The following is a 19,461-nucleotide window of genomic DNA, read 5'->3' on the forward strand; positions in this document are numbered from 1 at the left end:
TCTAATCATTCTCCTTGTCCCATATATATATTTTGAGGACGAGCGGGGAGTGGTAATCGGTGAAGAAGAAATTAAAAGTAATTGGTTTTATAACTGGACTGGCTATTTTATTCTTTATTTTGCAATATGACTTTTCTGAAGATGATTCCTGGAACGCTTGGAATCTTCCTTTATCCGGAAAGGTTATCCTTCTTGACCCTGGTCATGGCGGTCCGGATGGTGGAGCAGATAATGGAAATGTGTTAGAGAAAGATATTGCCCTAGAAGTTTCTTTGAAGCTGCGTGATTACCTTCAAGAACAAGGAGCCGTGGTGATGATGACACGCGAAGATGATAAGGACTTAGCTGCAGAAGATACTAAAGGCTATAGTAGGCGAAAAGTAGAGGATTTGAAAAAGCGCTTAAATATGATTAACCATAGTGATGCTGATTTTTACGTGAGTGTACATTTGAATTCAATCCCTTCTCCTAAATGGAGAGGAGCACAAACCTTTTTTGCTTCTCATATAGATGGAAATGCACGAGCGGCTAAATTTATCCAAGATGAACTCATCGCTAACTTAGAAAATACGACAAGACGGGCGAAGGAATTAGAAAATGTCTATATTCTTGATCATTCAAAAAAACCAGGTGTCCTTGTAGAAGTAGGCTTCCTATCTAATCAGAACGAGCGGACCTTACTACAAAGCGACGATTATCAAAATAAAATAGCAGCCTCCATTTACAATGGCATAATGCGCCATTACTCTAATGAGAAAGAGATTGTGATTGAAGATTAAACGCGGACAAAAGATTTGTTCGTGTTTTTATTTTCTAAAAATCCCTTCGTGGAAAATATAAACATTTATACAAATAGATCTTTAAGATTTTTAGGCATTGTATAAAGACTGATATTCTAATATGTGTTAGAATGACAATTAGAGTTATTCTAATGAAGAAACGATTTTAAAGGGGTGTAGGATAGATGATTAATGAACAAAAAGTAAGAGAAGCCATTGAGGGCTTACAAGAACCTTTTTTACATAAAACACTCGGGGAACTTCAAGCGATTGAAGAGATTAAAGTAAAAGAGGAGAAGGCTCATGTCAGTGTAAAAATATTGATCGCCAAGACTGCAACAGCTGAACAATTGCAATTGCAAACTGAGATTGTGAATCGAATTAAAGCAGCTGGTGCAGAATCCGTGGGTATCCGTTTTAATGAACTACCGGCTGAAACACTAGAAAAACATAGACAAGCAATGCCTGAAGAAGATAAGGGTCTACTATCACCGAATAGTAAAACGAAATTTATTGCTATTGCTAGTGGTAAAGGTGGCGTTGGGAAATCAACAGTATCTGTCAATATGGCTGTCGCTCTTGCTAGGCAAGGAAAGAAAGTCGGTCTAGTAGATGCAGATATTTATGGGTTCAGTGTCCCTGATATGATGGGTATTATGAAGCGTCCTGTAGTAAGAGGTGAGCGCATAATTCCTGTAGAACGTTTTGGTGTTAAGGTTATTTCTATGGGCTTCTTTGTAGAAGATAATGCACCAATTATTTGGAGAGGTCCAATGCTTGGTAAAATGCTCAATAGCTTCTTTAATGAAGTAGAGTGGGGAGATCTTGATTATCTTCTATTAGATTTACCACCAGGAACAGGTGATGTGGCGCTAGATGTTCATACAATGCTTCCATCATGTAAGGAAATCATCGTAACTACTCCTCACCCTACGGCAGCTTTTGTTGCTGCACGTGCTGGTGCGATGGCTATTCGTACTGAACATGAAATCTTAGGCGTAATTGAAAACATGGCTTTCTTTGAAAGTAAAGTTACAGGTGAAAAAGAGTATGTCTTCGGTCATGGTGGCGGAGAAAAACTTGCAGAAGAACTAAGAACAGAGGTAATTGGTCAATTACCACTGCAGCAGCCTGATTGGAGCGAAGAAGATTTCGCACCATCTATTTACGACGCAGATCATCGTTTAGGAAAAATCTATACAGAAATTGCACAACAAGTAATTAAAAAAGCATAATAAGAAAGCATTTGGATGTTAAATCCAAATGCTCAGCTTGTAGACAAAGTCTAAGAATTAGACCAAGTCTACAAGCTTTTTTTGTATAATAGAATGGAATCGATTTTTTGTGGGGGATATAAAATGTTATCAAAACACGTTGAAGATGGAAGAAATCAAATTGAAATGGTTGCGTTGGATCAACTTGTTCCAGATGATCATCTGGTCAGGAAGGTTGAACAATCGATTGACTTTGAATTCATTTATGATCTGGTAAAAGATAAGTATTGCTTAGACAATGGTCGACCGAGTGTTGATCCCGTTGTTCTAATTAAAATGGTCTTCATACAATACCTTTTCGGCATACGCTCAATGCGTCAAACCATAAAGGAAATCGAAACCAACGTGGCTTATCGATGGTTTATTGGCTATGGGTTCACCGAGAAGATTCCTCATTTTTCAACCTTCGGTAAAAACTACGCACGACGCTTTCACGATACAGATCTATTTGAACAAATTTTCTATCGCATTCTAAAAGAAGCGATGACCAAGGGATTGGTCGATCCATCCATTGCTTTTATTGATTCTACTCATGTAAAAGCGAACGCTAATAAGAAGAAATTTGAAAAAAAAATAGCCCGAGTCGAAACGAGATCATATCAGAATCAGTTAGATGAAGAGATTAATATCGATCGTGAGAAACACGGAAAAAAGCCCTTCCCCCCGCAGAATAAAGAAGAGTCAAAAGAAATAAAAGTTAGCACGACAGATCCTGAAAGTGGTTATTACGTAAAAGATGAACGCGAAAAACTATTTGCGTATTCGTTTCATACGGCGAGCGACTCCCGTGGGTTTATCTTAGGGTCACTGGTCACCGGAGGGAATGTTCACGATAGTCGGATGTTGGACAAACTCGTCACTCAAGTCACAGATAAAGTCGGTAAGCCCCATTCTATCGCTGTTGATGCAGGATATAAAACACCACACATCGCTAAATTCTTAATGGACCAAGACATCAGACCTGTTATGCCTTATACACGTCCAAAAACGAAAGACGGATATCTTAGAAAATACGAATACGTTTACGATGAATATTTTGACGCCTATCTATGTCCCGAAGGACAAATTCTATCTTACCGTACGACGACAAGAGACGGGTACAAACAATACGCTTCAAATCCTTTGGAATGTAAAGACTGTCCTCTGTTAGAACGTTGTACGCAAAGTAAGAATCATACCAAAATGATTCATAGACATGTATGGCAGGAGTACATAGAGGAAGTAGATCATTTGAGACATACCGAACGTAATAAAACTCTATATGCGAAACGTAAAGAAACGATCGAACGAGTCTTTGCGGACGCAAAAGAAAAGCATGGCATGCGTTGGACGACCTTAAGAGGTATTAAAAAAGTTTCAATGCAGGCGATGCTTACGTTCGCTGCCATGAATCTTAAGAAATTGGCAAACTGGACATGGCGAGGGTCATGTCCAACCTAAAAAAGAAGAAAAATCTTTGACAACAATAGAAAACCCCACCTTCGCTTAATGCAAAGTTGGGGTTTGTCTACGGTCTGAGCATTTGGATGTTAAATCCAAATGCTTTTTTTATATTTTTATTCTTCTCCAGAACCTTCTTGGCCGCTTCCTCCTTCACCGCCACCTTCACCACCTTGTTCACCGCCACCACCTTCGCTACTACTGCCGCCACCTTCTTTACCTTCTTTGCCTTCTTTACCTGATTGTGATTCTTCGGCCGCTTTCATAAGAACGTCCTGTAATTTTGCCTTAAAGAGCGGGCTTTCAAAGGTTTCAGTAATGACTGTTTGCAAATGCGCCCTAAATTCTTGACTTTTCATCACTTCTGTTAATTTTTTCTCCATTTCAGGATCCTTTAGAATGTCCATCATCATTTTTTGATAATCTGGATCCTTCATTAAGTCCTTGAGTAACTCCTCATTCTCTGACTTCATGCTTTTAGCCATTGTTTCAGCAAACGCTGGGTCTTCAAATGACTTTTTCCAAAACTCTGTGCCTTTTTCAGATGTCAGTGTACTCTCGATTGTTTCTGTCACCATATTTTGGTCCATTACTAGTTGTTGTTTTATTTTTTCATCAGCCATTAAGTCTTGTAATGCTTGTTTTCCGTCATCCGTTTTTAGTATATCTACAATCATTTTCTTTGTTTGATCATAGTCCATGTGCTCACTACCTGATTGCGAACATGCTGTTAAGGTTAGAATGAGGAGCAATGGAATAATAAAAAGGCTTTTTTTCATGTTAAACTGCCTCCTAAAATAAATATCCCGTACTAATAGAATGAAGAAAATCTGTCAATATTATGCGTAAATTGCGGATTGCCTAGATTTTTCAAGTAAAGATTTGGTACAATCATTAAGTGATAATAACGTTATGGGGGAAAAGGAATTGACTAGCCGTGCTTGGATCAAATTTTTTATAACCACATTACTTGTCGGTGGCGTTGCAACAGGGGTTATTGGTTTTGTCGTGCGTTGGGATGAATTTTCTCATTTATTTACCAATTTTGATGCGTTGGAAATACTATCTGTTCTTTTTTGGTTATTCGGTGTCGGTTTAATTTTTAGTATTATTAGTCAAATGGGATTTTTCGCATATTTAACAGTGCATCGTTTTGGGTTGGGTATTTTTAAGTCTCATCAATTATGGAATGCTGTGCAAATTGTGTTGGTTTTATTTGTGCTATTTGATTTAGTGTACTTCCGTTATAAAGCTTTTGCGGATGCAGGAGATAGTATTCTTCCTTATTTAGGACTTGCAGGTTTTGTTTTAATAGCCGGTGTAGTAATTGCGGCCTTGAAAGTATCCACTACGAATAAACATGCTTTTGTACCAGCGTTGTTTTTTATGGTGGTCGTGACAACGATTGAATGGGTGCCGGTATTAAGAGTAAACGAAGAAAGTTGGTTATGGTTAATGGTTCTACCTTTAATCATTTGTAATGCTTATCAATTACTCGTGTTACCAAAATATAATGCAGAATCTGCCCGTCAAAGAGAAAGATTGGAAGCAAAAAAGTCGTCTGTTTAAACAGGCGACTTTTTGTTGTTTAATTAATTTCTTCTGCCGTTGCATTGGCATTGGCCATCATTTCTGAAATAGTAACTAACTCAAGCTGTTCCTTTTTGAACCCATTTATGATAGAAGGCAATGCTTTGGATGTTTGTTTCACTGAATCAGATGCATGCATCAATACGATTTCTCCATTTTCAGCTTCGAGTACTTTTTGAATAATTTTATCTGTACCTGGATTTGTCCAGTCTTTAGAATCTAAACTCCAATGCACAACTGTATAGCCTAATTGTTTTGCTGCTGCTAAGGTCTTTTTGTCAAAGTGACCAGTAGGTGGTCTAACATATTTAATATCCTTAATATTTAACTTAGCAAACGCGGTTTGTGCTCTAGCTAAATCTTGTCTGATTTTATCTTCTTCTAGCTCTGTATAGTCTTCGTAATTATAACCCAGTATACCGATTTCATATCCAGATTTAGCAATACGTTCGACAATATCAGGGTGGCTCTCAGCCCATGAACCTGATAAGAAAAATGTAGCAGAAGTGACTTTTTCTTTCTTTAATAAATCTAAAATAGGCTCCGCCTTTTCATCTCCCCAACCAATATTAAAAGTGAGAGCTACTCCTTTCTCCCCTTTATATAATGCCTTCGGTGCGTCTTTTGTAGAAAAAACAGGTAAATGAATCGTTGTTTCCATAAACATAAACATTGCTGTAAAAAATGCAGCTACCAAAATTAAAGTCATTTGTTTTAATCTCTTTGCATGAAATACATAAAAGAATTTCATTCTTATTCACCTCGTCCCAAATACATCCTTGTCCTATATCTATGCAAAAAAATTAAAAACATGATGAATTTATCATTATAAAATGAGTGGGGATGGGTAATATAGTGATAGCTTGTCAAAGAGAGGGTGGAACAATCGTTGATCGGGTTATTACTAAATGGAAAAGAGCAACAAGAAATTGAATACTTATTAAAGAGAGAGATGGATGAAATATTGTTCGATTTAGAAGATGAGCGAATTGCAGATGTTGTTAAAGTTGCAATGAAAGAGAAGTATGAGATACTTTTAAGCTTATTCAAAAGGGTTGTTCCAGCAGATGAATATGCTCATTATAAATTAAATGAAAAAAAGAATAAAAAAATAAAAAAAAGTCATTGACGTTTTAAAAGATATGGTGTTATTATATTAAAGCAGTCGTTAGTGACATCAACTATTAAAAAAGTTTTTAATAAAAAAACAAAAAAGTTGTTGACAAAAACGAGCTTAAATGTTAAATTAATAAAGTCGCTTCTGAAGCGAACGAGATTGTTCTTTGAAAACTGAACGAACGTAAAACGTCAAGCGTAATTCTAAAAAAAGCTGATTTATCAGCAACAAAGCACCATAGGTGCAAATGAGCTAATCAAACACTTTATTGGAGAGTTTGATCCTGGCTCAGGACGAACGCTGGCGGCGTGCCTAATACATGCAAGTCGAGCGAATCTGAGGGAGCTTGCTCCCAAAGATTAGCGGCGGACGGGTGAGTAACACGTGGGCAACCTGCCTGTAAGACTGGGATAACTCCGGGAAACCGGGGCTAATACCGGATAATATCTATTTATACATATAATTAGATTGAAAGATGGTTCTGCTATCACTTACAGATGGGCCCGCGGCGCATTAGCTAGTTGGTGAGGTAACGGCTCACCAAGGCGACGATGCGTAGCCGACCTGAGAGGGTGATCGGCCACACTGGGACTGAGACACGGCCCAGACTCCTACGGGAGGCAGCAGTAGGGAATCTTCCGCAATGGACGAAAGTCTGACGGAGCAACGCCGCGTGAGTGATGAAGGTTTTCGGATCGTAAAACTCTGTTGTTAGGGAAGAACAAGTATCGGAGTAACTGCCGGTACCTTGACGGTACCTAACCAGAAAGCCACGGCTAACTACGTGCCAGCAGCCGCGGTAATACGTAGGTGGCAAGCGTTGTCCGGAATTATTGGGCGTAAAGCGCGCGCAGGCGGTTCCTTAAGTCTGATGTGAAAGCCCACGGCTCAACCGTGGAGGGTCATTGGAAACTGGGGAACTTGAGTGCAGAAGAGGAAAGTGGAATTCCAAGTGTAGCGGTGAAATGCGTAGAGATTTGGAGGAACACCAGTGGCGAAGGCGACTTTCTGGTCTGTAACTGACGCTGAGGCGCGAAAGCGTGGGGAGCAAACAGGATTAGATACCCTGGTAGTCCACGCCGTAAACGATGAGTGCTAAGTGTTAGAGGGTTTCCGCCCTTTAGTGCTGCAGCAAACGCATTAAGCACTCCGCCTGGGGAGTACGACCGCAAGGTTGAAACTCAAAGGAATTGACGGGGGCCCGCACAAGCGGTGGAGCATGTGGTTTAATTCGAAGCAACGCGAAGAACCTTACCAGGTCTTGACATCCTCTGACAATCCTAGAGATAGGACTTTCCCCTTCGGGGGACAGAGTGACAGGTGGTGCATGGTTGTCGTCAGCTCGTGTCGTGAGATGTTGGGTTAAGTCCCGCAACGAGCGCAACCCTTGATCTTAGTTGCCAGCATTTAGTTGGGCACTCTAAGGTGACTGCCGGTGACAAACCGGAGGAAGGTGGGGATGACGTCAAATCATCATGCCCCTTATGACCTGGGCTACACACGTGCTACAATGGATGGTACAAAGGGCTGCAAGACCGCGAGGTTTAGCCAATCCCATAAAACCATTCTCAGTTCGGATTGTAGGCTGCAACTCGCCTACATGAAGCCGGAATCGCTAGTAATCGCGGATCAGCATGCCGCGGTGAATACGTTCCCGGGCCTTGTACACACCGCCCGTCACACCACGAGAGTTTGTAACACCCGAAGTCGGTGGGGTAACCTTTTGGAGCCAGCCGCCTAAGGTGGGACAGATGATTGGGGTGAAGTCGTAACAAGGTAGCCGTATCGGAAGGTGCGGCTGGATCACCTCCTTTCTAAGGAATATACGGAATTAACTTGATGTTAGACTGTTCGTTCAGTTTTGAGAGTATAATCTCTCATTTCAATCGTTCTTTGAAAACTAGATAATGTAATGAAGAAGATTACCGAGTAATCGCCACCTTAGTTATTTTTCTCTCTATATATTATAGATTGATTTAAAATACTAAACTTTTTTTAATAAACACAACCGAGAGGGTTGTGAGAAGCAAGCAGTTCAAGGAAGCGAGCGAGGAAACACCGGAGTGTGCGTCTTGTGCACATGAGGATGTTGACGAGTGAGCTGACGCCGAAATGCGTAGCTTATCGCAAGCCGAACAATGGTTAAGTTAATAAGGGCGCACGGTGAATGCCTTGGCACTAGGAGCCGATGAAGGACGGGACTAACACCGATATGCTTCGGGGAGCTGTAAGTAAGCTTTGATCCGGAGATTTCCGAATGGGGAAACCCCCTATCCGTTATGGGATAGGATCCATACCTGAATACATAGGGTATGGAAGGCAGACCCGGGGAACTGAAACATCTAAGTACCCGGAGGAAGAGAAAGCAAACGCGATTCCCTGAGTAGCGGCGAGCGAAACGGGATTAGCCCAAACCAAGAGGCTTGCCTCTTGGGGTTGTAGGACATTCTATACGGAGTTACAAAGGAACGAGATAGACGAAGAGGTCTGGAAAGGCCCGCCATAGGAGGTAAAAGCCCTGTAGTTGAAACTTCGTTCCCTCCAGAGTGGATCCTGAGTACGGCGGGACACGAGAAATCCCGTCGGAAGCAGGGAGGACCATCTCCCAAGGCTAAATACTCCCTAGTGACCGATAGTGAACCAGTACCGTGAGGGAAAGGTGAAAAGCACCCCGGAAGGGGAGTGAAAGAGATCCTGAAACCGTGTGCCTACAAGTAGTTAGAGCCCGTTAATGGGTGATAGCGTGCCTTTTGTAGAATGAACCGGCGAGTTACGATTACATGCGAGGTTAAGTTGGACAGACGGAGCCGTAGCGAAAGCGAGTCTGAATAGGGCGAATGAGTATGTGGTCGTAGACCCGAAACCAGGTGATCTACCCATGTCCAGGGTGAAGTCCAGGTAACACTGGATGGAGGCCCGAACCCACGTACGTTGAAAAGTGCGGGGATGAGGTGTGGGTAGCGGAGAAATTCCAATCGAACTTGGAGATAGCTGGTTCTCTCCGAAATAGCTTTAGGGCTAGCCTCATGCGTAAGAATCTTGGAGGTAGAGCACTGTTTGGACTAGGGGCCCTCATCGGGTTACCGAATTCAGACAAACTCCGAATGCCAAAGATTTATCCATGGGAGTCAGACTGCGAGTGATAAGATCCGTAGTCAAGAGGGAAACAGCCCAGACCACCAGCTAAGGTCCCAAAGTATACGTTAAGTGGAAAAGGATGTGGAGTTGCTTAGACAACCAGGATGTTGGCTTAGAAGCAGCCACCATTTAAAGAGTGCGTAATAGCTCACTGGTCGAGTGACTCCGCGCCGAAAATGTACCGGGGCTAAACGTATCACCGAAGCTGTGGATTGAACATCGTTGATGTTCAGTGGTAGGAGAGCGTTCTAAGGGCGTTGAAGCTAGACCGTAAGGACTGGTGGAGCGCTTAGAAGTGAGAATGCCGGTATGAGTAGCGAAAGATGGGTGAGAATCCCATCCACCGAATGCCTAAGGTTTCCTGAGGAAGGCTCGTCCGCTCAGGGTTAGTCGGGACCTAAGCCGAGGCTGAAAAGCGTAGGCGATGGACAACAGGTTGATATTCCTGTACCACCGTATTCTGTTTGAGTGATGGGGGGACGCAGGAGGATAGGGTAAGCGCACTATTGGATGTGCGTCTAAGCAGTTAGAGGGACCATGAGGCAAATCCCATGGTCATATACCTTGAGCTGTGATAGCGAGGGAAATTTAGTACCGAAGTTCTTGATTCCACACTGCCAAGAAAAGCCTCTAGCGAGGAATAAGGTGCCCGTACCGCAAACCGACACAGGTAGGCGAGGAGAGAATCCTAAGGTGAGCGAGAGAACTCTCGTTAAGGAACTCGGCAAAATGACCCCGTAACTTCGGGAGAAGGGGTGCTCATTAGGGTGTTAAAGCCTTGATGAGCCGCAGTGAATAGGCCCAGGCGACTGTTTAGCAAAAACACAGGTCTCTGCGAAGCCGCAAGGCGAAGTATAGGGGCTGACGCCTGCCCGGTGCTGGAAGGTTAAGAGGAGAGGTTAGCTCACGCGAAGCTTTGAATCGAAGCCCCAGTAAACGGCGGCCGTAACTATAACGGTCCTAAGGTAGCGAAATTCCTTGTCGGGTAAGTTCCGACCCGCACGAAAGGCGTAACGATCTGGGCACTGTCTCAACGAGAGACTCGGTGAAATTATAGTACCTGTGAAGATGCAGGTTACCCGCGACAGGACGGAAAGACCCCGTGGAGCTTTACTGTAGCCTGATATTGAATTTTGGTACAGCTTGTACAGGATAGGTAGGAGCCTTAGAAGCCGGAGCGCTAGCTTCGGTGGAGGCGTCGGTGGGATACTACCCTGGCTGTATTGAAATTCTAACCCACATCCCTTATCGGGATGGGAGACAGTGTCAGGTGGGCAGTTTGACTGGGGCGGTCGCCTCCTAAAGAGTAACGGAGGCGCCCAAAGGTTCCCTCAGAATGGTTGGAAATCATTCGTAGAGTGTAAAGGCACAAGGGAGCTTGACTGCGAGACCTACAAGTCGAGCAGGGACGAAAGTCGGGCTTAGTGATCCGGTGGTTCCGCATGGAAGGGCCATCGCTCAACGGATAAAAGCTACCCCGGGGATAACAGGCTTATCTCCCCCAAGAGTCCACATCGACGGGGAGGTTTGGCACCTCGATGTCGGCTCATCGCATCCTGGGGCTGTAGTCGGTCCCAAGGGTTGGGCTGTTCGCCCATTAAAGCGGTACGCGAGCTGGGTTCAGAACGTCGTGAGACAGTTCGGTCCCTATCCGTCGTGGGCGCAGGAAATTTGAGAGGAGCTGTCCTTAGTACGAGAGGACCGGGATGGACGCACCGCTGGTGTACCAGTTGTCTTGCCAAAGGCATCGCTGGGTAGCTATGTGCGGAAGGGATAAGTGCTGAAAGCATCTAAGCATGAAGCCCCCCTCGAGATGAGATTTCCCATAGCGCAAGCTAGTAAGATCCCTGAAAGATGATCAGGTTGATAGGTTAGAGGTGGAAGTGTGGCGACACATGTAGCTGACTAATACTAATCGATCGAGGACTTAACCAAAAACGAAAAGCGAAAGCGCCTTGTTCAGGCGCCGCAGCTAGACAGCACTACGTAAGTAGTCGCGTCAGCAACGCATAGGCGATTACTCAAAACAATCTTCTTCAACATTACCTAGTTTTCAGAGAATGATTTAAAATTTCTCTTGAAATTTTCATAAAAGACGTTATAATAATAAATGTCTTTAAAAAGTCCGGTGGCGATAGCGAGAAGGTCACACCCGTTCCCATACCGAACACGGAAGTTAAGCTTCTCAGCGCCGATGGTAGTTAGGGGCTGTCCCCTTGTGAGAGTAGGACGTTGCCGGGCATACATATTAACATATTATTCCGCAGTAGCTCAGTGGTAGAGCATTCGGCTGTTAACCGAACGGTCGTAGGTTCGAATCCTACCTGCGGAGCCATTTTAAACAAAATCAAAGATATTTAGCTGATGCTTCCATAGCTCAGCAGGTAGAGCACTTCCATGGTAAGGAAGAGGTCACCGGTTCGAGCCCGGTTGGAAGCTCTGGTAAGAACTTTAAATATTTTTGGCCCCTTGGTCAAGCGGTTAAGACACCGCCCTTTCACGGCGGTAACACGGGTTCGAATCCCGTAGGGGTCACCATTTTGGAGGATTAGCTCAGCTGGGAGAGCATCTGCCTTACAAGCAGAGGGTCGGCGGTTCGATCCCGTCATCCTCCACCATTTCAATTTACTATAGATGGGCCGGCCTAGCTCAATTGGTAGAGCAACTGACTTGTAATCAGTAGGTTGGGGGTTCAAGTCCTCTGGCCGGCACCATTTTAATATATTTATGTCGGAGGGGTAGCGAAGTGGCTAAACGCGGCGGACTGTAAATCCGCTCCTTCGGGTTCGGCAGTTCGAATCTGCCCCCCTCCACCATTTCAATTTTATTTGAATGAAAATCCAAAAAGCGGACATAATATAATTAGTCCTTTTTATTTTGTTTTTTTACATACGATGGGCTATAGCCAAGCGGTAAGGCAACGGATTTTGATTCCGTCATTCGCAGGTTCGATCCCTGCTAGCCCAGCCATTTTCGAGCCATTAGCTCAGTTGGTAGAGCATCTGACTTTTAATCAGAGGGTCGAAGGTTCGAGTCCTTCATGGCTCACTTAATCCTTAAACATTTTATGTTTAAGGATTTTTATTTGTTATCTTGTATTTTTCCCATGAGATTAAACATAAGGAAATTACCCACATACTTCTTGTATGAGATATCACAGGGCCTTTCTTTGTACAATCCTTTAAGCTGACTTAACTAAGTAAGCAGAGGAAGCGCATCTATTTTTGGTGATTTGTAATTCAATCTGTGTTTAGAAATATATCATTTTCCGTTTGTGTTCTGCTATCCTGCCCACAGTAATTGACCCAGAGCAATAATAAATGCCCTTTTTTTGTATAGATATACAAAATTTTGCACAGTTGAACCATTAGAATGTAACCGTTTACAATAGAGAGAGAATTCATTCTTTAGTAGGGGGAGCAACTAAATGAAAAACATTTCAATTATTGGTATGCCGATGGACTTGGGACAATTACGAAGAGGGGTAGACATGGGGCCAAGTGCCATCCGATATGCGGGCATTGAAAATAGATTACAAGAACTTAATCACCAAGTTGATGATTTAGGTGATATTGAAATAGGTAGGTCGACTGAACAAATAGATAAGGAAACAGGTTTAAGAAACTTGGACTTAATTGCAGAAAAGACTAAAATCTTAGCAGATCAAGTTAATGGGGTAGTAAAAAAAGGAGCATTTCCTCTTGTTTTAGGAGGGGATCATAGTATCGCTATTGGTACGTTAGCTGGTTTATTACAGCATTATCATAACTTAGGTGTGATTTGGTACGATGCACACGGGGACTTAAATACAGCAGAAACTTCGCCATCCGGTAATATTCATGGGATGTCCTTAGCAGTCGCTCTAGGATATGGGCATCCATTGTTATTAGAGGTAGGAGGAGTCCATAAGAAGTTGAAGCCTGAAAATGTTGTGATTATAGGAGCAAGGTCTTTAGACCAAGGCGAAAGGGATTTGATTAAAGCCAAGGGAATAAAAGTCTTTACGATGCATGAAATTGATCGCTTAGGGATGCCGAGGGTAATGGAAGAGACGATTAGTTATTTACAAGACCGAACAGATGGTGTTCACCTTTCGTTAGATTTAGATGGTCTTGATCCATCTGATGCACCTGGTGTGGGTACACCAGTTATGGGGGGGATAAGTTATCGAGAGAGCCACCTTGCTATGGAAATACTGGCAGAATCCCAAATGATTACTTCGGCCGAATTTGTTGAGGTTAATCCAATATTAGATGAAAGAAATAAAACAGCTGATGCAGCGGTGGCCTTAATGGGCTCGCTATTCGGTGAAAAATTACTATAAAGTGAAAGAAGCTTGAGTCGATGCTCAAGCTTCTTTTTTTAATGTTAATGTATAGTATCTATTAATTAGGTTGTCCAATTCAATGCTCGCTTTAAGAACTTGGTGGTTTGAAAATGAAGAAATAGAAGCAAGTTCAACCATTTTAGCTCTGTGTATTTCAATATCTTTTAATAGTTCCTCCGTATACATGAGATCATTGTCCTTTCCATTTGAAAATTTTATTCCAGCACGTAGACAATTTTTAAATGTATGGTCTCTTGTTCGTTGGAGCAAAAATATTGAAGGGAAGGTCTTTTTTCCTTCGTCAACACACTGGTTTTAAATCCTTTATACCCAGTATGAAAATTAATTAAACTACTTTAGTTAAAATTTGTTAAAATATTATGTGATAACTCTTATATAACCAAAGTACTTATGGAGGAAAAGGAACCTAATAAAAAATATGTGAAACCTTTTTGCTATCGATTCGTAAATGATTATCGATAAGCCGCATAGAGCGGGGGTAAATAGATGGAATTGTTGGTGAAGAAAAGAATTAAACAAGTATTAAAAGGAGATCAAGATGCTTACGCTGAAATAGTAGAAATATACAAAGACAGAGTATATCATATCTGTTATCGAATGTTGGGTAATCAACATGAGTCTGAAGATATTGCACAAGAAGCTTTCTTACGAGCATATGTAAATATACAAAGCTTCAATACGAACTTAAAGTTCTCAACATGGTTATATCGCATTGCAACAAACCTATGTATTGACCGGATCAGGAAGAAAAAGCCCGACTATTATTTGGACGCGGAAGTAGCAGGAACAGACGGTTTAAATATGTACTCACAAATTCCCGCGAGTACGAAACTACCTGAAGAAGATGTAGAAAAAATGGAGTTGCAGGAAACCATACAAATGGAAATTTCGAAGCTACCGGAAAAATATCGATCGGTCATCGTGCTTAAGTACATTGAAGAACTATCCTTGAATGAAATCAGTGAGACCTTAGATCTACCATTAGGCACTGTGAAAACGAGGATTCATAGGGGAAGAGAAGCTTTAAGAAAGCAATTACGCTACGTATAAGAAGGTGATTTCAGTGAAATGTAATGAAGAAATTATTGAATATATGCATGAATATTTAGATGAAGAAATAACAGATGAGCATAAACAATTACTCAAAACACATATAGAGCAATGTGAAGAATGCCGCATGCATTTTCATGAACTAAAGCGAGCGATTGCCTTTGTCCAGAGTACGTCACATTTCCAAGCGCCTGCAGGTTTTACTGAGAATGTGATGGCGAGACTGCCTAAAGAAAAGAAAAAAGTAGGTGCACAAAGGTGGCTCAGGAAGCACCCAATGCTTGCTGCAGCATCACTCTTTCTTATCTTAATGTCTGGAAGTGTTCTATCTGCCTGGAATCAAGAAAGTGCATTGTCTGTTTCCAAGCAATCTAATCTAGTGATTGAGAACGATACGGTCATTGTCCCAGAAGGAGAAGTGGTCAAGGGAGATGTTGTTGTTAAGAATGGAAACTTGCAAATAAATGGTGAAGTCGAAGGGGATGCAACGGTCATTAATGGTGAGCAATATTTAGCCTCGGCTGGTAACGTCACAGGAGAAATAAAAGAAGTAGACCAGCTTTTTGAATGGTTATGGTATCACATTAAAAATACAAGTAAAAGTTTAATCTCGACTGTTACACAAGAGGATGAAAAAGAGTAAGAGAATATAGGTCACTGCTATAATGCGGTGGCTTTTTCCTTTGTTCAAAGAAGTGTAAATATGTAATTATTTGTTAATAAATCGCTTAATCTTTGCATATGTAGTAATAAAAATGTAGGATATATTTTAATAACGTTCACGATTGTATACATAACTAGAAAATTGGATTTCATTAGAAATATGGTATAATAAGTAGGTTAAACGACTATTTTAATGGTGGAAATAAATACTTGGAGGAAGGAAAATGTCGCTTTTAGATTTATCTTTCACAGATTTACCTTTATTAAGGCTTTTAGCGAATACAGTAGACATTCTCCTTGTCTGGTTCGTTATATATAAATTAATTATGATTGTTAAAGGGACGAAAGCCGTCCAATTAGTCAAAGGGATATTTATTATTCTGATTGTAAAGGTTTTAAGTGATATCCTTCATTTGCAAACTTTAGGATGGATGATGGAACAAGTTCTCTTATGGGGGGTACTAGCCATTATTATTATCTTCCAACCAGAGTTGCGTCGTGCACTAGAGCAGCTTGGTAGGGGTAAATTCTTCGTTAGAAGTGGTAACCAAGAAGAGATGGATCAAGATCAATTAGTTACTGCAATTGTAAAGTCTGTTGATTACATGGCTAAGCGGAGAATTGGTGCGCTAATTTCGATTGAACGTGAAACTGGTATGGGTGACTATATTGAAACTGGTATTCCATTGCATTCCAAAATATCATCAGAATTACTTATTAATATCTTTATTCCCAATACACCATTACATGATGGCGCCGTTATTATACAGAAAAGTCAAATTGCAGCTGCTGCATGTTACTTGCCTTTATCAGAAAGTCCTTTTATCTCTAAAGAGTTAGGTACTAGACATAGAGCAGCGATGGGAATTAGTGAAGTAACAGATAGTATCACCATTATTGTGTCTGAAGAGACAGGTGGAATATCTGTAGCGAAAAATGGTGAACTTACACGCGATTTGAAACTCGATCAGCTCAAAGAACTATTAAATGAGAAGCTTATTCACTCAGCTAAATCAAAACAATCTTCTTCCACTCTTTGGAACTGGAGGGGAAAGAAAAATGGATAAATATATTGATAAGCTCATTGATACCAGATGGTTTATGAAGGTAGTGGCTTTATTAATTGCTCTGCTCCTGTTTGATTCGGTTTATGATACGAATAACGATAATAGAAGTATCAATGTACCTGGAGATGATGGCTCAGCTGTCATTGAAAATGTTCCGCTCACAGCTTACTATGATACAGATAATCTTGTCGTTTCCGGACTTCCAGAAACAGTGGCTGTTACTTTAGATGGCCCAAGGAGCCATTTGGAAAATGCGAAGGCACAGCGGAACTTTGAAGTGTTTGTGGACTTATCAGATGCAGAAATTGGTCGACAAGAAGTAGAGGTAGGGATTAAAGATCTATCCGATAAGCTTGAATATATAATTGACCCTTCTACTGTAGATGTAACAATTGATGAAAAAGTAACTGAAGAGTTCAATGTGGAAGCAGAATTTAACAATAGTTTACTTGAAGAAGGTTACAAGGCCGAAGCAGCACTTGCTGAACCTAGTACAGTCAAAATAACAGGTGCCAAAAATGTGATTGAATCGATTGCTTATGTCAAAGCAACTGTTAATACAAAAGGTTCTATAACGGAATCATTTACAGAAACAGCCGCGATTAATGTGCTCGATCGTAATATGAATAAATTAGATGTAGATGTAAATCCAGGTGAGGTGGAGGTTTCGGTCGATGTGAAGCGTTTAAGTAAGACGGTGCCCATCGATATTGTTGAAACCGGGAGCCTTCCTTCGGGAGTTGAGTTAGACTCTCTTAAACTCAGCCAAACAGAAGCAACCATTTTTGCTCCAGAAAATGTTCTAAATGATGTAAAAACGGTTAGGGTAGAGGTCGATTTAAGCAAACTCGATAAAGATCAGGAAATAAAATTACCTGTGATCATCTCAGACGGAATTACTAGTGTTGATCCTAAAGAAGTGACGGTTAATGCCAATGTGACTGTTAAGGAACAAGAAGCACCAGAAGATAGCAGCAGTGAGGAAGAAGAATCACAAGTACAAGAACAAGAGCAGGAACAAGCCGCAAATGAACAAACAGTGAATCGAACCTATTCAGGCATGCCGATAACAATCACAGGATTAGACGACCAATATGATGTGACATTTCAAAGCCCTGATGAAGGTGAGACAAGCTTGAAGGTTTCTGGTAATGAAAAGGATATGAATAGTTTAAGTAAAGGTGATTTTATCCTATCTATAGATGTATCTGGCCTTGATCCTGGAGAACATGAGGTGAATATTCAATTAGACGCACCTCTTGGTGTTGAGTCCCAACTTGAGAGTGAGACGGCAACAATCAATATTACAGAAAAAGAATAGATGGAACAGCAGAGGAAAGTGAAGGAGCGATTAATAATGGGAAAATATTTTGGTACGGATGGCGTTCGCGGAGTGGCAAATAGTGAGTTAACGCCAGAGTTAGCCTTTAAACTAGGTAGATTTGGTGGATATGTATTAACAAAAGATCAAGAACGCCCAAAAGTTTTAATTGGGAGAGATACAAGAATCTCAGGACATATGCTTGAGAATGCACTGGTAGCAGGCCTTCTTTCTATCGGCGCAGAAGTGATGCGACTCGGCGTTATTTCTACTCCAGGTGTTGCCTATTTAACGAAAGCATTAGATGCAGAGGCGGGCGTAATGATATCTGCTTCCCATAATCCTGTTGCGGATAATGGAATTAAGTTTTTTGGTCCAGATGGCTTCAAGCTTTCAGATGCACAGGAAAATGAAATCGAAGAACTAATGGACAAGGAGAATGATTCCCTTCCACGACCAGTTGGTGGTGATCTTGGACAAGTGAATGATTACTTCGAAGGCGGACAGAAATATCTGCAATACTTAAAGCAATCTGTTGATGATGATTTTTCTGGCATTCATATCGCTTTAGATTGTGCACATGGAGCGACTTCATTCTTAGCAAATCATTTATTTGCTGACTTGGATGCCGATTTATCGATGATGGGTGCTTCACCCAATGGGTTAAATATTAATGAGGAAGTGGGCTCTACACATCCAGAAGCCTTAGCTGCTTTTGTGAAAGAAAGAGGAGCGGATGTAGGGCTTGCCTTTGATGGTGATGGCGATCGGTTGATAGCTATCGATGAAAAAGGGCAAGTGGTAAATGGTGACCAAATCATGTTCATTTGTGCGAAGTACTTGAAAGAACAAGGTAGACTTAAAGAGGATACCGTTGTTTCTACAGTAATGAGCAACCTTGGTTTCTATAAGGGATTAGAAGCAAATGAGATGAAAAGTGTGCAAACGGCAGTCGGTGACCGCTATGTTGTAGAGGAAATGAAGAAGAGTGGTTATAGTTTAGGTGGCGAACAATCTGGCCATATTATCTTCCTTGATCATATCACGACAGGTGACGGGCTCCTTTCTGGTTTACAACTAGTGAACATTATGAAGGTGACAAACAAATCACTTTCAGAGCTTGCGAAAGAAATGCAAAAGTTCCCACAAAAGCTCGTTAATATTAAAGTAACGGATAAACACCATGTAACAGATAATGAAAAGGTTAAAGCTGTTATTAGTGAAGTTGAAAAAGAAATGAATGGTGATGGACGTATTCTTGTCCGTCCTTCAGGAACTGAACCGCTTGTTCGCGTCATGGCAGAAGCAGCTACAGAAGAGGCTTGTGAAGCATATGTAAACCGTATTGCTGCTGTTGTAGAAGAAGAAATGGGTCTGAAATAAGCGTGTAATAATGATGCATAAGGGAACGCTTCTGTTTTCTTATGCATATTTTATTTATGTATGAAAAAAGCATGGAGAACTTCCGCTTATAGTAAAAAATACCTATTAATTGATGGTTATTCGTTGACTTTCATAAGCGTATCGGTTATGCTTATCATGTTTTTGTATATAAAAAAAGAAAGGTGGTTTAGAAGCAAAATTTCATAATTAAAGCGCCCGGGCTAATCTTTGAACGGATATGGAAGGTTAGTTGACGAGGAGGAGGTTTATCGAAGCATCGGCGGGTACCTC

The 19,461-nt window shown here is 41.4% G+C and carries 14 protein-coding genes, 8 tRNA genes and 3 rRNA genes; 22 read left to right on the forward strand and 3 right to left on the reverse strand.

Translation table 11 applies throughout. The features are described from left to right. The first annotated feature begins 59 nt into the window (after window positions 1-59). From cwlD to MKX83_RS01095, 3 genes are all read left to right on the forward strand, one after another. Window positions 60-779: an N-acetylmuramoyl-L-alanine amidase CwlD gene (cwlD, locus tag MKX83_RS01085; RefSeq protein ID WP_095371080.1), complete on the forward strand. Its 720-nt coding sequence runs from the start codon at window positions 60-62 to the stop codon at window positions 777-779. 185 nt (window positions 780-964) lie between these two features. Next, a complete protein-coding gene (locus MKX83_RS01090) occupies window positions 965-2,014 on the forward strand; it encodes an Mrp/NBP35 family ATP-binding protein (RefSeq protein ID WP_095371079.1) in 1,050 nt (349 codons plus the stop codon). A 123-nt stretch (window positions 2,015-2,137) separates the two neighbouring features. Further along, complete coding sequence (locus MKX83_RS01095; RefSeq protein WP_191817413.1) at window positions 2,138-3,493, forward strand: IS1182 family transposase; 1,356 nt, start codon at window positions 2,138-2,140, stop codon at window positions 3,491-3,493. 116 nt (window positions 3,494-3,609) lie between these two features. Here the strand turns inward: MKX83_RS01095 and gerD are convergent, their stop codons facing one another. Continuing rightward, window positions 3,610-4,272, reverse strand: coding sequence for a spore germination lipoprotein GerD (gene gerD, locus MKX83_RS01100; RefSeq protein ID WP_341053635.1), 663 nt, complete (start codon window positions 4,270-4,272; stop codon window positions 3,610-3,612). 148 nt (window positions 4,273-4,420) lie between these two features. Between gerD and MKX83_RS01105 the strand changes: the two genes are divergently transcribed. Beyond that, window positions 4,421-5,062, forward strand: coding sequence for a KinB-signaling pathway activation protein (locus tag MKX83_RS01105; protein ID WP_095371077.1), 642 nt, complete (start codon window positions 4,421-4,423; stop codon window positions 5,060-5,062). A 19-nt stretch (window positions 5,063-5,081) separates the two neighbouring features. Here MKX83_RS01105 and pdaB read toward each other — a convergent pair whose 3' ends face one another. Then, window positions 5,082-5,834, reverse strand: coding sequence for a polysaccharide deacetylase family sporulation protein PdaB (gene pdaB, locus MKX83_RS01110; protein ID WP_095371076.1), 753 nt, complete (start codon window positions 5,832-5,834; stop codon window positions 5,082-5,084). Between the two features lie 138 nt (window positions 5,835-5,972). Here pdaB and MKX83_RS01115 point away from each other — a divergent pair, with 138 nt between their 5' ends. From MKX83_RS01115 to rocF, 13 genes are all read left to right on the forward strand, one after another. Then, window positions 5,973-6,212 (forward strand): hypothetical protein, encoded by a 240-nt coding sequence (locus tag MKX83_RS01115; RefSeq protein ID WP_095371075.1) that lies wholly within the window; start codon window positions 5,973-5,975, stop codon window positions 6,210-6,212. A gap of 253 nt (window positions 6,213-6,465) precedes the next feature. Further along, window positions 6,466-8,014, forward strand: a 16S ribosomal RNA gene (locus tag MKX83_RS01120). A 326-nt stretch (window positions 8,015-8,340) separates the two neighbouring features. After that, window positions 8,341-11,273 (forward strand): 23S ribosomal RNA (locus MKX83_RS01125). Window positions 11,274-11,462: 189 nt separating this feature from the next. Then, a 5S ribosomal RNA gene (rrf, locus tag MKX83_RS01130) occupies window positions 11,463-11,579 on the forward strand. Together the 16S, 23S and 5S rRNA genes with 8 tRNA genes alongside form the textbook arrangement of a ribosomal RNA operon. Before the next feature lie 19 nt (window positions 11,580-11,598). Beyond that, window positions 11,599-11,673 (forward strand) — tRNA-Asn (locus MKX83_RS01135). A gap of 31 nt (window positions 11,674-11,704) precedes the next feature. After that, window positions 11,705-11,777: transfer RNA gene (locus MKX83_RS01140), tRNA-Thr, on the forward strand. Between the two features lie 24 nt (window positions 11,778-11,801). Beyond that, window positions 11,802-11,876: transfer RNA gene (locus tag MKX83_RS01145), tRNA-Glu, on the forward strand. Window positions 11,877-11,880: 4 nt separating this feature from the next. Then, window positions 11,881-11,956 (forward strand) — tRNA-Val (locus tag MKX83_RS01150). Window positions 11,957-11,976: 20 nt separating this feature from the next. After that, window positions 11,977-12,052: transfer RNA gene (locus MKX83_RS01155), tRNA-Thr, on the forward strand. Between the two features lie 18 nt (window positions 12,053-12,070). Further along, window positions 12,071-12,154: transfer RNA gene (locus MKX83_RS01160), tRNA-Tyr, on the forward strand. Window positions 12,155-12,233: 79 nt separating this feature from the next. Then, a tRNA-Gln gene (locus MKX83_RS01165) sits at window positions 12,234-12,308 on the forward strand. 5 nt (window positions 12,309-12,313) lie between these two features. After that, window positions 12,314-12,386: transfer RNA gene (locus MKX83_RS01170), tRNA-Lys, on the forward strand. A 379-nt stretch (window positions 12,387-12,765) separates the two neighbouring features. Continuing rightward, window positions 12,766-13,662 (forward strand): arginase, encoded by an 897-nt coding sequence (rocF, locus tag MKX83_RS01175; RefSeq protein ID WP_095371074.1) that lies wholly within the window; start codon window positions 12,766-12,768, stop codon window positions 13,660-13,662. A gap of 24 nt (window positions 13,663-13,686) precedes the next feature. Here the strand turns inward: rocF and MKX83_RS01180 are convergent, their stop codons facing one another. After that, window positions 13,687-13,851, reverse strand: coding sequence for an aspartyl-phosphate phosphatase Spo0E family protein (locus MKX83_RS01180; RefSeq protein ID WP_095371073.1), 165 nt, complete (start codon window positions 13,849-13,851; stop codon window positions 13,687-13,689). Between the two features lie 321 nt (window positions 13,852-14,172). Here MKX83_RS01180 and sigW point away from each other — a divergent pair, with 321 nt between their 5' ends. The 5 genes from sigW (at window position 14,173) to glmM (ending at window position 19,170) form a co-directional block, all read left to right on the forward strand. Further along, complete coding sequence (sigW, locus tag MKX83_RS01185) at window positions 14,173-14,736, forward strand: RNA polymerase sigma factor SigW (RefSeq protein WP_095371072.1); 564 nt, start codon at window positions 14,173-14,175, stop codon at window positions 14,734-14,736. Between the two features lie 13 nt (window positions 14,737-14,749). Beyond that, window positions 14,750-15,379 carry an anti-sigma factor family protein gene (locus MKX83_RS01190; protein ID WP_095371071.1) on the forward strand — a complete coding sequence of 210 codons (630 nt, stop codon included), beginning with the start codon at window positions 14,750-14,752 and terminating at the stop codon, window positions 15,377-15,379. A gap of 244 nt (window positions 15,380-15,623) precedes the next feature. Continuing rightward, window positions 15,624-16,466: a diadenylate cyclase CdaA gene (cdaA, locus tag MKX83_RS01195; RefSeq protein WP_095371070.1), complete on the forward strand. Its 843-nt coding sequence runs from the start codon at window positions 15,624-15,626 to the stop codon at window positions 16,464-16,466. Then, window positions 16,459-17,787 (forward strand): CdaR family protein, encoded by a 1,329-nt coding sequence (locus MKX83_RS01200; RefSeq protein WP_341049377.1) that lies wholly within the window; start codon window positions 16,459-16,461, stop codon window positions 17,785-17,787. Before cdaA ends, MKX83_RS01200 begins: the two co-directional genes overlap by 8 nt. 36 nt (window positions 17,788-17,823) lie before the next feature. After that, complete coding sequence (gene glmM, locus MKX83_RS01205) at window positions 17,824-19,170, forward strand: phosphoglucosamine mutase (RefSeq protein ID WP_341053638.1); 1,347 nt, start codon at window positions 17,824-17,826, stop codon at window positions 19,168-19,170. Window positions 19,171-19,461: the final 291 nt, after the last annotated feature.

Origin of the sequence: Cytobacillus sp. FSL M8-0252 (assembly GCF_038007345.1) — a bacterium.
GTDB classification, from domain to species: Bacteria; Bacillota; Bacilli; order Bacillales; family Cytobacillaceae; genus Cytobacillus; species Cytobacillus kochii.

What these genes read in the sequence shown, in the direction of transcription:
- pdaB (WP_095371076.1), bottom strand. Translation starts at nt 5,834, where the DNA reads ATGAAATTCTTTTATGTATTTCATGCAAAGAGATTAAAACAAATGACT.
- gerD (WP_341053635.1), bottom strand. Translation starts at nt 4,272, where the DNA reads ATGAAAAAAAGCCTTTTTATTATTCCATTGCTCCTCATTCTAACCTTA.
- rocF (WP_095371074.1), top strand. Translation starts at nt 12,766, where the DNA reads ATGAAAAACATTTCAATTATTGGTATGCCGATGGACTTGGGACAATTA.
- cdaA (WP_095371070.1), top strand. Translation starts at nt 15,624, where the DNA reads ATGTCGCTTTTAGATTTATCTTTCACAGATTTACCTTTATTAAGGCTT.
- MKX83_RS01095 (WP_191817413.1), top strand. Translation starts at nt 2,138, where the DNA reads ATGTTATCAAAACACGTTGAAGATGGAAGAAATCAAATTGAAATGGTT.
- glmM (WP_341053638.1), top strand. Translation starts at nt 17,824, where the DNA reads ATGGGAAAATATTTTGGTACGGATGGCGTTCGCGGAGTGGCAAATAGT.
- sigW (WP_095371072.1), top strand. Translation starts at nt 14,173, where the DNA reads ATGGAATTGTTGGTGAAGAAAAGAATTAAACAAGTATTAAAAGGAGAT.
- MKX83_RS01200 (WP_341049377.1), top strand. Translation starts at nt 16,459, where the DNA reads ATGGATAAATATATTGATAAGCTCATTGATACCAGATGGTTTATGAAG.
- MKX83_RS01180 (WP_095371073.1), bottom strand. Translation starts at nt 13,851, where the DNA reads ATGTATACGGAGGAACTATTAAAAGATATTGAAATACACAGAGCTAAA.
- MKX83_RS01090 (WP_095371079.1), top strand. Translation starts at nt 965, where the DNA reads ATGATTAATGAACAAAAAGTAAGAGAAGCCATTGAGGGCTTACAAGAA.